This window comes from Nocardioides limicola (genome assembly GCF_016827675.1).
Taxonomy (GTDB): Bacteria; Actinomycetota; Actinomycetes; order Propionibacteriales; family Nocardioidaceae; genus Nocardioides; species Nocardioides limicola.
In genome coordinates, this window is record NZ_JAERJA010000013.1 from 41,535 (window position 1) to 55,946 (window position 14,412).

Annotated in this window: 13 protein-coding genes; 7 read left to right on the forward strand and 6 right to left on the reverse strand. The window is 71.9% G+C overall.

Annotated features, from left to right (window positions below):
- Nucleotide 1: 1 nt before the first annotated feature.
- Together JKG67_RS16780 and JKG67_RS16785 are read right to left on the reverse strand one after the other, a co-directional pair.
- Nucleotides 2-502 (reverse strand): GDYXXLXY domain-containing protein, encoded by a 501-nt coding sequence (locus tag JKG67_RS16780; protein WP_203338499.1) that lies wholly within the window; start codon nt 500-502, stop codon nt 2-4.
- A complete protein-coding gene (locus JKG67_RS16785) occupies nt 499-1,683 on the reverse strand; it encodes a DUF2157 domain-containing protein (protein ID WP_203338500.1) in 1,185 nt (394 codons plus the stop codon). Before JKG67_RS16785 ends, JKG67_RS16780 begins: the two co-directional genes overlap by 4 nt.
- A 149-nt stretch (nt 1,684-1,832) precedes the next feature.
- On the opposite strand from JKG67_RS16785, the gene JKG67_RS16790 reads away from it, so the two are divergent.
- Nucleotides 1,833-2,663, forward strand: a complete 831-nt coding sequence (locus JKG67_RS16790; protein WP_203338501.1) for an SGNH/GDSL hydrolase family protein — start codon at nt 1,833-1,835, stop codon at nt 2,661-2,663.
- 3 nt (nt 2,664-2,666) lie between these two features.
- Here the strand turns inward: JKG67_RS16790 and JKG67_RS16795 are convergent, their stop codons facing one another.
- Nucleotides 2,667-3,827, reverse strand: coding sequence for an MFS transporter (locus tag JKG67_RS16795; RefSeq protein ID WP_203338502.1), 1,161 nt, complete (start codon nt 3,825-3,827; stop codon nt 2,667-2,669).
- Between the two features lie 44 nt (nt 3,828-3,871).
- Nucleotides 3,872-5,398 (reverse strand): HD domain-containing phosphohydrolase, encoded by a 1,527-nt coding sequence (locus tag JKG67_RS16800; RefSeq protein WP_203338503.1) that lies wholly within the window; start codon nt 5,396-5,398, stop codon nt 3,872-3,874.
- 141 nt (nt 5,399-5,539) lie between these two features.
- Here JKG67_RS16800 and JKG67_RS19140 point away from each other — a divergent pair, with 141 nt between their 5' ends.
- Both JKG67_RS19140 and groL read left to right on the forward strand, forming a co-directional pair.
- The gene (locus JKG67_RS19140; protein ID WP_203338504.1) at nt 5,540-6,361 is read left to right on the forward strand and encodes an ATP-grasp domain-containing protein; all 822 of its coding nucleotides are present in this window, start codon (nt 5,540-5,542) and stop codon (nt 6,359-6,361) included.
- A 233-nt stretch (nt 6,362-6,594) separates the two neighbouring features.
- Nucleotides 6,595-8,217, forward strand: coding sequence for a chaperonin GroEL (gene groL, locus JKG67_RS16810; protein ID WP_203338505.1), 1,623 nt, complete (start codon nt 6,595-6,597; stop codon nt 8,215-8,217).
- Between the two features lie 103 nt (nt 8,218-8,320).
- On the opposite strand, the gene JKG67_RS16815 is transcribed toward groL, so the two are convergent.
- Nucleotides 8,321-9,919, reverse strand: coding sequence for a S8 family serine peptidase (locus tag JKG67_RS16815; RefSeq protein WP_203338506.1), 1,599 nt, complete (start codon nt 9,917-9,919; stop codon nt 8,321-8,323).
- A 170-nt stretch (nt 9,920-10,089) separates the two neighbouring features.
- On the opposite strand from JKG67_RS16815, the gene JKG67_RS16820 reads away from it, so the two are divergent.
- The 4 genes from JKG67_RS16820 to JKG67_RS16835 are packed head-to-tail and all read left to right on the forward strand — an operon-like array spanning nt 10,090 to nt 13,780.
- Entirely contained in the window at nt 10,090-10,647 is a 558-nt protein-coding gene (locus tag JKG67_RS16820; RefSeq protein WP_203338507.1) for a nucleotidyltransferase family protein, read from the forward strand.
- A gap of 40 nt (nt 10,648-10,687) precedes the next feature.
- The gene (locus tag JKG67_RS16825; RefSeq protein ID WP_203338508.1) at nt 10,688-11,557 is read left to right on the forward strand and encodes an AAA family ATPase; all 870 of its coding nucleotides are present in this window, start codon (nt 10,688-10,690) and stop codon (nt 11,555-11,557) included.
- The gene (locus tag JKG67_RS16830; RefSeq protein ID WP_203338509.1) at nt 11,554-12,645 is read left to right on the forward strand and encodes a vWA domain-containing protein; all 1,092 of its coding nucleotides are present in this window, start codon (nt 11,554-11,556) and stop codon (nt 12,643-12,645) included. Before JKG67_RS16825 ends, JKG67_RS16830 begins: the two co-directional genes overlap by 4 nt.
- Entirely contained in the window at nt 12,638-13,780 is a 1,143-nt protein-coding gene (locus JKG67_RS16835) for an XdhC family protein (protein WP_203338510.1), read from the forward strand. The genes JKG67_RS16830 and JKG67_RS16835 overlap by 8 nt, the downstream gene beginning before the upstream one ends.
- 61 nt (nt 13,781-13,841) lie before the next feature.
- Here the strand turns inward: JKG67_RS16835 and JKG67_RS16840 are convergent, their stop codons facing one another.
- Nucleotides 13,842-14,408 (reverse strand): hypothetical protein, encoded by a 567-nt coding sequence (locus JKG67_RS16840; protein WP_203338511.1) that lies wholly within the window; start codon nt 14,406-14,408, stop codon nt 13,842-13,844.
- Nucleotides 14,409-14,412 lie beyond the last annotated feature (4 nt).

Consider the following 14,412-nt stretch of genomic DNA (forward strand, 5'->3'; position numbering starts at 1 on the left):
CTCACGGCGCCGGCTCGACCCCCAGCAGCGCGGCATTGCCGCGGCTGTCGAGCTTGATCCGCGCCACCTGGTCGCTCTCCCAGACCGCTCGCTCGGTGGCCAGGGCCTTGTCGGGCGGCAGGAAGAGGCTCTCGATGCCGCACCGCAGTCGCCAGTCCCGGTCGTCACAGCGCAGGTAGAGCCCCTCGCTGGGCCGGGTCCGGGTGCCGGGGCCGCCGACCAGCACGGAGCCCTGCGCCGTCAGCGGGATGAAGACGGCACCCCGGTCGCCGGGCACCCGCGAGGCCCCCTGGTCGCTGCTCAGGTCCGGGTACCCGAGGTCGACGTAGGCGCCCCGGAAGGGATCCCACGGATCGACCGGCTCGACCCGGAGCAGGTACTCATCCCCGAGCACCCGCGCCGAGAGCCGATCCTGCACGGCGACCCCCACCAGCGCGAACTGGACGAAGAGCACCACCGCCAACACCACCAGCCTGCGTCCGGCGATCACTGTCGTACTCATGCCGCATCCCCTTCCATCACTGCGACGAGTCGTCGCCGACCCCGATCGACCAACCAGCCGGTGCCGAGCAGGATCAGCCCGAGCACCACGAAGAGCCAGGCGCCCTCGATGACGGCCGCGAAGACCGTGAAGCTCTGCACGATCGTGAACACCACCAGACCGGCGACGGCCACCCAGGTCAGCGCCGGGTGGTCATGCAACACACCCCAGGCGGCGATCCCGGTGGCCAGCAGCAGGTAGCCGCCGACCGCGACCAGCGCGTGCAGCCAGTCGCCGGCCGTCACCCCCGACCACGGGTCCCGGGTGGTCTCCCAGGCGAGCAGTACGCCGGCCAGCACCGCTGCCGCTGCCGGCACCGGGGCCTCCCATGGATGTGCCCTGCCAGCGACCGCGATCGCGGCGACCAGCAGCGCCGCGGCAGCGACCGGCAGCAGCCAACCGGTCCACGGCAGACTCAGCGACCCGTCGATCGGCAGCGCCGCGATGAACACCCCGGCCAGCAGGCCGAGGGCGCCGAGGAGACGCCACGAGGTGACGAAGCCGGGAGTCAGCCGGTCCCAGAACCGGTGCAACAGCGCCAACGCCGAGCCGGCGACGCCGATCGTGATCAGGGCCGTCACCACGCCGGCGACCTCGGACTCCTCGCCGTACTGCCAGATCATCCACACCGAGGACAGAACGAGGCCGATAACCAGTGGCGCCACCGCCCGCATCGCGTAGGCGTGGATCAGCGCGCCGAGCCCCCACAGTCCGACCAGCAGCGGCTCCCAGGCCGGCACCTGCAGCGACTGCGCGGCCTGCATGATCACACCACCGAAGGCGATCGCGGCCAGGCCGCGGATGGCGCCGACCAGGGGTGAGGGTTCGTCGTGGTGGCGGGCCGCCAGTGCCTCGGCGCCGACCATCGTGGTCAGCCAGATGAGGGTGATGGCGGTGAACCGGACACCCGGCGGGATCTGGTCGAGGTTGGCGGCGATCAGCCACAGCACCCCGATCCCGATGAACGTGCCCCCGAGGTAGAGGGCGAGGCGACCGAGCGAGAACCGCCGGGAGGCGGTGTACTGCGCGCGGATCGCTTGGGCCTGGCTTGCCTCCACCAGTCCGGACGCCTGCCAGGCGGTCAGTTGTGCGTCCAGCCAGGCCAGCCGGCCCGGCGGTACGTCGATCACAGGTGTGGTCATGGGACCAGAGTGGGGCATCGGGCCCGGTGCCGGCATGGTCTTGGGTACTCATTTCGTCGGCGAGTCTCGCCGGAACGGACCGGAGGTGTTCAGCCGGCGCCTCCCTGGTGTTGTGGTGACGTTCGAGTTGATCTGGTTGAACGGGGTCGATGGGACGGATCACGAAGCGGATGCGGGCCGGCAGCCTGGCTGTCGGGATCGCGGTGGGGTTGGGGCTCGGGATGACGCTCGGCGCCCAGGGCCTGCTGCAGCGGCAGGCGGCGATCACCCGACGGGCGATCGGCAAGCCGCTGGGTGAGCAGGCGCCGGACGCCGACGGCACCGTCCGGAAGCGGTACGCCGGCACCCGGATCGATCTGCTGATGGTCGGCGACTCGGTGGCCGCCGGGCTCGGTGCCGACCGACCCAAGGACACCCTCGGGGTCCGGCTGGCCCGGGAGGTGGCCAAGGCCGCCCAGCGACCGGTGCGGCTGCGGACCGTGGCCCGGGTGGGTGCGGAGTCCAGCATGGTGGCCGAGCAACTGGCGTCTCTGCCCGCGTCGTACCGGCCCGATGTGGCCGTCATCGTGGTCGGCGGCAACGACGTCACCCATCGGGTGCCGGTCGCCGAGTCGGTGCTGCACCTGCAGGAGGCGGTGAGGTGGCTGCAGGAGCGTGGCGTCGAGGTGGTGGTGGGCACCTGCCCCGACCTCGGTGCGTTGCGACCGGTGCCGCAGCCGCTGCGCGCGCTGGGGGCTCGGGCCTCGCGTCAGTTGGCGAGCGCCCAGCGTGAGGCGGTGCTGGCGATGGGCGCCCGAGCAGTGTCACTGGCTCAGGTGGCCGGACCGTTCTTCATCACCAACCCGGACGAGATGTTCAGCCTGGACCGGTTCCATCCCTCGGGGATGGGCTACAAACGGATCGCCAAGGCGATGGCGCCGTCGGTGCTGGCGGCACTGGGGTTGGCCGAGCGGCTGCCCTTCGGTCACCACGCCCCGTGAGACTCACCGGGGGGAGAGCCGTCGGGTGAGCGTCCAGCCGGCCCCGGCCAGCGCCACCCCGGCAGCGACCCCGAACGCCCACCCGATCCCCGCTGCGCCGGCGACGTAGCCCAGCAGGATCGGGCCGGCTCCGAGGCCCAGGTCCAGGGCGGCGCTGGCCATCGCCGAGGCTGCGCCCCGCTCGGACGGGCCGGCGGTGGCGAAGATCGCGGCGAAGAACGCCGGGGTGCTGAAGGTGACACCGATGGCGAGGACGAGTACGCCGAGCAGCAACCACCCCGGTGACGGCGCAGTGGCGGCGACGGTGAGCCCGACGGCCATCGCCACCAGGGCCACGGCCGCCAGCCGCAACGGCGGCACCCGGTCGACCAGCTTCGCCATCGTCACCCGGCCGACCACGACCGTGATGCCGTAGAGGAACAACGGCAGGCTGGTCCGCGTCATGCCCAGGTCGTCGGCGTGCAGGGCCACGAAGGCCAGGAAGCCGCCCATCGCGACGATCGAGGCCAGGAAGCCCAGCGCGACCGGGAGTGAGGGCCGGTGGATCAGCGGGTGCCGCTCCACGGACTCGTCCAGGACGCGGCTCTCCGGCACGAACACGAAGGTGGCGGCGGCCGCGACGGCGAGACCGGCGGCCAGGTACCACGCCGCCGCGAAGCCGGCGTGGCTGACCATCAGTTCGGCGATCGGCGGGCCGGCAGCCAGGCCCAGGTAGAGGGCCAGGGAGTTGTAGCTCAACGCCTCGCCCATCCGGCTCGGCGGCGCCAGGTCGGCGATGGCGGCGAAGATCGCGGTGAAGACAGCCGCCTCACCCACCCCGGCCAGCAGCCGCAGTGCGACCAGGGAGGCGAGGTCGGTCGCCTGCGCGGTCAATGCCAGTGCCAGTGCTGCCACCAGCGCCCCACCGATCAGCAGCGGCCGCCGCCCTCGGGTGTCGGCGAAGCGCCCCACCCAGGGACGCAGGGCCAACGCGGAGAGCGCGAAGGCGCCGAAGGCCAGTCCGGCGCCCGCCTGGCCCGCCTCCAGTGGCCCGGCGGCGTACACCGGAATCAAGAAGATCGCCATCCCGTCCGTGGTCAGGTAGGCCAGCTCACCGAGGGTGAGCAGAATGAATCCCCGGGTGAAGAGCCTGTCCCGGCTGTCAGGAGTCGTCGTGGTCGCCATGGGGCCAGCGTGCGCCGGCCGGAGGGGTGCGCGAATGGGCAGATCTACCCAGATTTGAGCAGCAGACCGTGCTCCATCGCGAAGACGGCCGCCCCGGCCCGGGTGGAGACCCCGATCCGGGCGTACAGGTCCTGCACATGGTGCTCCGCGGTGCGCGGCGAGATCACCAGGTCGGCGGCGATCTGACGGTTGGAGCGGCCGGCGGCCAGCAGCCGGAGCACGTCGACCTGGCGCTCGGTCAGCCCCCCGGGGCGGGGTCGCCGGGAGCGGCGCAGGTGACCGGCCGCCTCGAGCACTGCGGCCACCGCATCGGCGTCCAGTGCCCCAGCCCGGGCCTCGGCGGTGACCGCCGCCGCAGCCCGCTCCGCGGTCACCGCCGGGCGGTGTGGACGCTCCTCGACCAGACAGCGGTAGCGGTCCGCGGCCGCCAGCACCCGGGCCCCGGTCGGCAACTGGGCGGCGACCGCCCGCCGGTGGTAGCCGCTCCCGTCGAGCCGTTCGTGGTGGGCCACCGCCAGTGCGGCGATGTCACGCAGTTCCGGCACCCGGCCCAGGATCTGCTCGGTGTGCCAGGGGTGCAGTTCCACTTGGGCACGTTCACTGGTGGTCAGTGCCCGGGACTGGTCCCAGATCCGGCTGGACACCCCGATCCGGCCGAGGTCGTGCAGGTAGCCGGCCACCCGCAGCGCCTGCTGCTCCTCCGGCGCCATCGCCAGGCACGCGCCGGCGGACGCCGCGAGGTCCCCGACTGCGGTCGAGTGGCCGTGCAGCCAGGGGCTCTTCAGGTCGACCAGGTCCCCGAAGGTGCGGGCCACGTCGGGGAGTTCGTCGTGGCTGACCCGCCGGACCGGGTCCGGCTCCAGGGCCAGCACCTCCTCGCAGGGGTCCAGGTCGGCGATGTCGGTGAGTAGTTCCTCGGTCACCAGCAACGCCAGGGCGGGGTCGAGCTGCGTGCCCTCGCGTCGGCGTACCTCCGCCACGGCGTACGCCGGGCCGGCGGCCAGGGTGAACATGGTCGCCACCGACGCGACCTGTCCGAGCCGGGCCAGCAGCGGGATCGCGTCACCGGACACCGGGGGGTGCGAGGAGCCGTCCCACATCGCCGTGGTGTGCCCGAGTGCCTCCTGGACCGAGGCGGGGAGCCCGAGTCGGGCCGCTGCGTTCCGGGCGACCTCGCAGGTGGCGGCCGGCCCCTCCGCGTCGATGCGGTTGCCGGATCTGAGGGCGGCGGCCAGGACCCTGGTCCGGCTGTGTCCGCTGGCCTCGGCGACCATCGGGATCATGGTGCGCAGCATCGCCACCGGTGACGACGGATCGCTGAGGAAGCTGGCGCGCACCGCGCTGATGTCGTCACCGAGGGCGGCCGCCAACTCATGCGTGTACGCCGTGCAGCCGAGGTGCTCGAGCAGTGCCGCGTAGAGAGCGTCTGCGACCACCTCGTCGGGGAGGCCGGCGGCCCGGCCCAGCCGTGTCGCCATCACGCAGCGGCGCAGCGACTCCTCCATCGGTGCCCCGGTGCCCAGATCGAGGGCGGTGGAGAGTCCGCCGAGGAGGCCCAGCAGCCGCATCATCCTCTGAGCCTGACACGGCTGCTGCGGTCGCGTCATCCCTTCCGTGCAGGTGCCTGGCATGAGGCTAGATGTGGGATCGCAGTCAGCAGGTGACTACGAACCCACATCGAGGCCGCGGCAGCGCCCGCCTAGGCTGGTCCGGTGCCCGACGTACTCCTGGTGACCTGCCGTGACCTGCCTGCCGGTGAGCCCGGTGCCGCCGCCCTCGACGTGACGCTCAAGGAGCGCGGCATCGAGGCCGCCTGGGTGGCCTGGGACGATGCCGCCGTCGACTGGGCGGCGGCGGACCTGGTCGCGGTCCGGTCCACCTGGGACTACACCGAACGGCCGGAGGAGTTCCTCGCCTGGGCGAGGGACGTCGAGCGAGCCACCCCGATCCTGAACGGGTCGGGCGTCTTCGCGTGGAACGTCGACAAGGCCTACCTGACTCGGCTCGGTGACCTGCCGGTGGTGCCGACCCTGCTGGTCGACGACGTGGCAGCAGCGGTCACCGCCTTCGGCACAGCGGTGCTCAAGCCGCGGGTCGGCGCCGGTGGGCGAGGGGTGCTGATCGCGGATCGGGCCGACGGTGACCCGGTGGTCGTCCCCACGCTCGCCCAACCGCTGGTCGAGTCGATCCGGACCCTCGGTGAGGTCTCGGTCTTCGTGATCGACGGCGCGGTGGTCAGCGCGGTCCGCAAGGTGCCTGCGGCCGGTGAGATCCGGGCCCACGAGGAGCGGGGCGCCACCGTCACCATCCACTCCGTCGACGAGGCGCAACACGCGTTGGCGAGGCAGGCCTGGCAGGCCGCCGGGTCGCTCACCGGGGAGCCGTTGGACTACGCCCGGATCGACATGCTGCACCACGACGGAGCCTGGGTCGTCAGCGAGATCGAGGCGACCGAACCGGGTCTCTATCTCGACGCGATGCCCGGCAACGCGGAGCCGTACGTCGATCTGGTCGCCGCTCGCCTCGGTCGCTGACCGCCCTGAGGCCCGCCCGCACAGCGGGAAACCGGCCCCCGTGCTTGCACTCTCGGGGTCCGAGTGCTAAACATGTGTTGGCACTCTCGCCATGAGAGTGACAACGCGGATCGGTGGGTTGAGGCCCTCAGCGCCGGCGGGAAGGGACCGTCGGGCCAGCCGGGTCGTCCGTCGCGGGCAACACTCCGAGCCGACCACGAATCGTTTAGTCGGATGGGATTCGCACTCAAGTCATGTCAAAGCTGATTGCATTCAACGAGGAAGCGCGCCGCGGCCTCGAGCGAGGGATGAACACCCTCGCCGACGCCGTGAAGGTCACGCTCGGTCCCAAGGGACGCAACGTCGTCCTTGAGAAGAAGTGGGGAGCCCCCACCATCACCAACGATGGTGTGAGCATCGCCAAGGAGATCGAGCTGGAGGAGCCGTTCGAGAAGATCGGCGCCGAGCTCGTCAAGGAGGTCGCCAAGAAGACCGACGACGTCGCCGGCGACGGCACCACCACCGCCACCGTGCTGGCCCAGGCGATGGTCCGTGAGGGCCTGCGCAACGTGGCCGCCGGTGCCAACCCGATGGGCCTCAAGCGGGGCATCGAGGCGGCCGTCGAGGCCGTCTCCGAGCAGCTGCTCGGCATGGCCAAGGACGTCGAGACCAAGGAGCAGATCGCGTCCACCGCGAGCATCTCCGCGGCCGACTCCACCGTCGGCGAGATCATCGCCGAGGCGATGGACAAGGTCGGCAAGGAAGGCGTCATCACCGTCGAGGAGTCCAACACCTTCGGGCTGGACCTCGAGCTGACCGAGGGTATGCGGTTCGACAAGGGCTACATCTCGGCCTACTTCGTCACCGACCCCGAGCGGATGGAGACGGTCCTGGAGGACCCCTACATCCTGATCGCCAACTCCAAGATCTCCGGAGTCAAGGACCTGCTGCCGCTGCTGGAGAAGGTCATCCAGTCCGGCAAGCCGCTGGTCATCATCGCCGAGGACGTCGACGGTGAGGCGCTGTCCACCCTGGTCGTCAACAAGATCAAGGGCACCTTCAAGTCGGTCGCCGTCAAGGCCCCCGGCTTCGGTGACCGCCGCAAGGCCATGTTGCAGGACATCGCGATCCTGACCGGTGGCCAGGTCATCTCCGAAGAGGTCGGCCTCAAGCTGGAGACCGCTGGACTGGAGCTGCTCGGCCAGGCCCGCAAGGTCGTCATCACCAAGGACGAGACCACCATCGTCGAGGGTGCCGGTGACCAGGGCCAGATCGACGGCCGGGTGAACCAGATCCGTGCCGAGATCGAGAAGAGCGACTCCGACTACGACCGCGAGAAGCTGCAGGAGCGCCTGGCCAAGCTGGCCGGCGGCGTGGCAGTGATCAAGGTCGGCGCGGCCACCGAGGTCGAGCTCAAGGAGCGCAAGCACCGCATCGAGGACGCCGTCCGCAACGCGAAGGCTGCCGTTGAGGAGGGCATCGTCGCCGGTGGCGGCGTGGCGCTGGTCCAGGCTGCGGCCGGGGCGTTCGCCAAGCTCGACCTGGAGGGCGACGAGGCCACCGGTGCGGCGATCGTGCAGCTGGCCACCTCGGCTCCACTGAAGCAGATCGCCATCAACGCCGGCCTCGAGGGCGGCGTCGTCGCGGAGAAGGTGCGCAACCTGACCCCGGGCCACGGCCTCAACGCGGCCACCGGCGAGTACGTCGACATGGTGGCCGAGGGCATCATCGACCCGGCCAAGGTGACGCGCTCGGCGCTGCAGAACGCCGCGTCGATCGCTGCGCTGTTCCTCACCACCGAGGTCGTCGTGGCCGACAAGCCGGAGGCCGCTCCGGCCATGCCCGGTGGCGGCGACATGGGCGGCATGGACTTCTGATCGCACGCAGCGACTGAGTCCAGCCACCGCTGAACCACGGAAGGGCCCCGCCTCGTGCGGGGCCCTTCTGCGTCCCCGCCCGCACCCGGCGGGCGACACCGCGTCAGTGGCTGACCGTGACCACGGCTGAACAGACCGGCGGGTCGCTGCCCACTTCGCAGATCTGATAGCTGTGGCTGCCCCCGCCACGACCTCCGGAATCGTGGGTGTAGGAGCCCGTGTTCGGCACGGTGGCGATCGGCGCTCCGTCACGCAGGACCTGCACCTGAGCCGTGCCGGCGCCGCTCCAGGTCAGGTCGGCGTGTTTGACGCCCTTGACCTTGTACGCCGTCACGCCCAGGTTGAGCGGGTCCGGCTCCGGGTCCGGGTCGGGCTCGGGCTCCGGGTCGGTGCCACCACCACCGCCGCCGCCACCGCCGTTGCCGGCGGCCGCCGCGGCGGCACGGGCCGCGTTCACCAGCGGCTCGGGGATGCCGTCGCGGTCGCCCGACCAGGCTCCCTGGCCGGCGCAGGTGCCGCCGCTGCTGTTCACCGTGGTGTCGGGGCACTCGCCGGTGACCTGCAGCAGGCTCCGGATCTGGGCCGGGGTGAGCGTCGGATCCGCGGCGATCATCAAGGCCACCACCCCGGCCACATGCGGGGCGGCCATGCTGGTGCCCGACTTGGTGCCGTAGCCGTTGTTGAGCACCGTGGAGTTGATCGAGACGCCGGGCGCGATCACGTCGACCGCCGCCCCGTAGTTGCTGAACTTCGCGAAGGTGTCGTCGCACATCCGGCCCAGACCCGGGAAGCTGGCGCAGCCGCCGGTGCCACCCGAAGCGCCGTCGAAGTCCGCCAGCGCGGAGACCGTGATCACCTCCGGGAAGGCTGCAGGGACACTGCTGCCGGCGTTGGCACCCTCGTTGCCCGCGGCCACCGTGTAGGCACTGCCGGCCGCCACCGAGTCACAGATGGCCTGGCGCAGCGGGTCGGTGTCCGGTCGGCCGCAGGCCGGCCCGGCGCTGCCCGAGCCACCCAGACTCATGTTGGCGACACCGAAGCCCTGGGCGGTGACATGGTCCACACCGCAGATCACTGAGGCCCAACTGCCGCTGCCGCTGTTGCTGAGCACCTTGACCGGCACCACGGTCGCCCCGGAGGCCACGCCGCGGACCCCGAGGTCATTGTCGACGGCCGCCACCGAGCCCGCCACATGGGTGCCATGGCTGTTCCCGTCCTGCGTGGTCTCGCCGCTGATGCACGACTTCCCGGCGGCGCGATCGATACGCAGGTCGGGATGGTCGGCGATCCCGGTGTCCAGGATCGCGACCCGGACACCCGCACCGTCGTGGCCCTCGGCCAGCGCGGCGAGGGTGCCGATCCGGCGGATGCCGGTCGGGTCGGTCTGGGCGGTCGCGTGCACCGGTCGGTCGGCGGCCACGGCCTGCACCCGAGGGTTGCGGGCCAGCGCCTGCGCGGCGCGGGCATTGCCGCGGAAGGAGAAGCCGTTGAGCACGTTGCTGTAGACGTGCCCGACCTGGCCTCCGTGCCGGCGGGCCAGCTCCGGCGCGGCCCGACGTGGATCCTCGGACGGCGCCAGGGTGACGATCCAGCTCCCCGGCACCACCTCCGGGTCCCCGGGCGGCGACGCCGCCCCGGCAGGACCGGCCAGCAGTCCGGCGATCAGCACCACCAGTGCGGTGAGGGAGAATGTGTGTCGCATGCCCGTTCCCCTGCTCTCACAAACGGTCGCTTGCCCCCGATTCACGGTACGCCGGTGACACCGGCCTGTCAGCCGGATCGGCGGAGCCTTTGCGTTCGGTCTCGGTGCCACCGTGCTGACCTGGGCGAGGCGGTGCCGGGCAGCCGTCCGGGATCGGTCATGCTGGCCCCATGTCCCGTGTCGCCGGCCTGCTGCTCGCGGCCGGCCGTGGTGCCCGGATGGGCACCCCGAAGGCGCTGGTCGCCGACGAGGCCGGCCCCTGGTTGCCGCGGGCCGTCGCCGCGTTGGCCGACGGTGGCTGCGCCGAGGTGACCGTCGTACTCGGAGCCGGTGCGGTGGCAGCCCGCGCATTGGTCCCCGAGAACGTCCAGGTGGTGGAGTGCACCGATTGGCGCCGAGGGATGTCGGCCTCGCTGTCCTGGGGGTTGGCCGCGCTGGGCGATACCGACGCCGAGGTGGTGGCCATCCACCTGGTCGACCTGCCCGACGTCACAGCCGCGGTGGTACGCCGGGTGCTCACCGACGGCGTCACCGACGAGCAGACCGTCCGCCGGGCCGTCTTCGGCAGCGAGCCAGGTCACCCGGTGCTCATCGGCCGGGCGCACTGGGGGGACCTGGCCGAGTCCCTGTCCGGTGACCGCGGTGCGCGGGACTGGCTGGATGAGCGGCTGGTCGAAGAGGTGGACTGCGCGGACCTGGCCACCGGCCGTGACGTGGACAGCCGCTGAACCAACCACAAGCCAACGCCTCCGCCCCTACCGTGGGGTCATGGATGACCGCGTGGGGGAGTTGACCCGACGACTGCGGGCGACCGGCTACCTGGCCGACGACGACCTGGCCACGGTGCTCTTCCTGGCCCTCGAGATGGGCCGGCCGCTGCTCCTCGAGGGTGAGCCCGGCACCGGCAAGACCGCGCTCGCCGAGGCGGTCGCCGAGGCGCTTGACCTGCCGCTGATCCGGCTGCAGTGCTACGAGGGCATCGACGCCACCCAGGCGCTCTACGACTGGGACTTCCCACGGCAGATCCTGCACCTGCGCGCCCTGGAGGCGGTCAGCGCCGAGCAGAGCGTCGAGGAGGCCGAGAAGGGGCTCTACGACGAACGGTTCCTGCTCGCCCGACCGGTGCTCGCCGCCCTGCAGCAGAGCCCCGCAGTGCTGCTGGTCGACGAGATCGACCGGGCCGACGACGAGTTCGAGGCGTTCCTGCTCGAGGTGCTCTCCACCTGGGGCGTCACCATCCCCGAGTTCGGCACCGTGAAAGCGGCCGAGCCCCCTGTGGTGGTGCTCACCTCGAACCGCACCCGAGAACTCCACGACGCGCTGAAGCGTCGCTGCCTCTACCACTGGATCGACCACCCGGACCTGGCCCGCGAGGTCGCCATCGTCGCCTCCCGTGCCCCCGAGGTGGCCGAGACCCTGGCCCGGCAGGTGGTCGAGGTGGTGCAACAACTGCGGACCATCGACGACCTGCAGAAGCCCCCCGGAGTCGCAGAGACCCTCGACTGGGCCCGGGCCCTGCACCGCCTCGGCGCAGTCGAACTCGACCTGGACACCGCCGCGGTCACCCTCGGGGCCCTGGTCAAGTACCGCGAGGACACCGACAAGGTCGACGAGGCGATCCGACGGATGCTGGGATGAGCGTCGACGTGCTGCTGGGCTTCACCCGGGCGCTGCGGGCGGCCGGTGTGCCGGTGACCCAGGACCGTGCCCAGTCCTACCTGGCCGCGGTCGCCTGTCTCGGCGCCGGCACGTCGGCCGGGACGAGGGCCGCGGGACGGGCCACTCTCTGTTCCTCACCGGAGGACCTGGCCCGCCACGACCTGGTCTTCGACGCCTGGTTCGCCGCCGACGAACCGGGGCGCCGGGCCACTCGCCCGGCCACTCGGCGTACGCCGCTGGATCTGGCCGAGGACACCGAGGCGGGGGAGCCGGGTGAGGCGGCCGCCCTGCGTGCGTCGGCGAGTGCCACCGAGGTGCTCCGGCATCGCGACATCGCCGACCTGACCCCCGCCGAGCGCCAGCGCCTGGCCCGACTCTTCGGCGGACTCCCGGTCAGGCTGCCGCGCCGATCCACCGCCCGGCACGTCTCGCACCGCCGCGGCCAGATCGACGCCTCCCGGACGTTGCGCGCCTCGCTGCGGCACCTGGGCGAGCCGGCCCGGATCCATCGACGCCGAGCCGGCACCCGGCCACGGCGGGTGGTGCTGCTGCTGGACGTCTCCGGGTCGATGAGCGGGTACGCCGATGCGCTGCTCCGGCTCGCGCACCGGCTGACGGCCGCGACCGGCTCGACCACCGGGGTGGAGACCTTCACGCTGGGCACCCGGGTCACCCACCTCACCCGGGCGATGCGGACCCGGGACCCCGAGCAGGCGCTGCTGGCCGCCGGCGACACCGTCCCGGACTGGTCCGGCGGCACCCGGTTGGGTGAGACGCTGCGTGCCTTCATGGACCGGTGGGGCCGGCGGGGGATGGCGCGCGGGGCGGTGGTGCTGATCGTCAGCGACGGGTGGGAGCGAGGTGACCCGGCGCAGCTGCGTGAGCAGATGGCCCGGCTGCATCGGCTCGCCCACCGAGTGATCTGGGTGAACCCGCACCGCGGCAAGCCCGGATACGAACCTGTCCAGGGCGGCATCCGGGCGGTGCTGCCGCACGTGGACGACTTCCTGGCCGGACATACGCTGGCCACCTACACCGACCTGCTGGGGGTGATCGCGGATGCGTGAGGTGCTTGCCGACCTGCTGACCTGGTGGGAGGCGGGGGAGACCGTCGGGGTCGGCACCGTCGTGGCCACCTTCGAGTCTGCTCCTCGGCCCGCCGGCGCCTCGATGCTGGTCGGCCCCGACGGCTCGGTGGTCGGCTCGGTCTCGGGTGGCTGCGTCGAGGGCGCCGTCTATGAACTCGCCCGCGACGTCGTGGCCAGCAGCACTCCGGTGCTGCAGCGGTACGGCGTCTCCGACGAGTCCGCGTTCGCCGTCGGGCTGACCTGTGGCGGGATCCTCGACGTCTTCGTGGAGCCGGTGAACGCCGAGACCTTCCCCGAGTTGGGCGACATCGCCGCAGACATCGAGGCCGGCCGACCGGTGGCGGTCGCCGTCGTCGTGGAACACCCCGACCACCTGGGGCGGCGGATGATCATCCGGCCTCAGGGCAGCAGCGGGTCGCTCGGGTCGCCCCGGATCGATGCCGCCGTCGGTGACGATGCGCGGGGACTCCTCGAGGCCGGTCACCACGCCACCCTTGAATACGGTGTGGACGGGCAGCGGCGGGGCGAGGGGATGCGAGTGTTCGTCTGGGCGCACCAGCCCCGTCCCCGGCTGCTCGTCTTCGGTGCCATCGACTTCGCGGCTGCGGTGGCCCGGGTGGGAGGCTTCCTCGGCCACCGGGTCACGGTCTGCGACGCCCGTCCCGTGTTCGCCACCGCGAGCCGGTTCCCCGACGCCGACGAGGTGGTCGTGGACTGGCCGCATCGCTACTTGGCGGCCGAACACGAGGCCGGGCGGATCGACTCCCGGACCGTGGTCACGGTGCTCACCCACGACCCGAAGTTCGACGTACCCGTGCTCGAGTTGGCGCTGCGGATGCCCGAACTGGCCTACGTCGGCGCGATGGGGTCACGGCGTACCCATCTGGACCGGTTGGCGCGACTGCGCGAGGCGGGCCTCGACGGCACCGAACTGGCCAGGCTGCACAGCCCGATCGGCCTCGACCTCGGCGCCCGTACCCCGGAGGAGACGGCGGTCAGCATTGCCGCCGAGATCATCGCGGCACGGTGGGGCGGCAGCGGGGAGCCGTTGGCGGTCACCGAGGGCCGGATCCACCGCGACGCGGCCGCGCCCCGGCATGGTGATCCGGCATAGTGATCGGGCGCAGTGATCCGACGCAGTGATCGGGCGCAGTGATCGGGCGCAGTCGACCGCCTCAGTCGACCGGGCGGACCCGTCCCACGATCGCCGTCCCGGCGACCAGCAGCAGGAGGGCCGCCACCAACAGGCCCACCCCCGGGCCGCCGGTGCTGGGCAGCACCGCTGCCTGCGCGTTCACCTGACCGGCCACCGCCGCGGGGACGTAGGAGTACACCACCGTGGCGAGGCCCTGCCCGCTGGGCACGAAACCGGCCACGGCGTCGGGCCCGGCCAGGTCGAAGGTGACCGAACCGGTGCCCACGAAGTCGGCCAACCCCGCCGGGTCGGTGATCGACTCCGACCAGCGTTCGATGTAGAGGCCCCCGGCGAGCAGCCCGTCGTCCGGGTCCGTCTCGCCCTCGGCGACCATCTCCACCTCGACGGTGACCTCGGCGCCCAACAGGGTGCCTCGGGTCGGGTCGAACTGCGGCAGGCCGTCGGACTCCCAGTCGTGGAGGCTGTCCACGCTGAACTCGATCGTCTCGACCGGCGCGGCGGCAGGCGCGGGAGACGCGACGATCGCCACTGCGATCGTCAGCGCTCCGGCCGCCCCCCATTGTGCGATTCTTCCCCGTGTCCTCATGCAG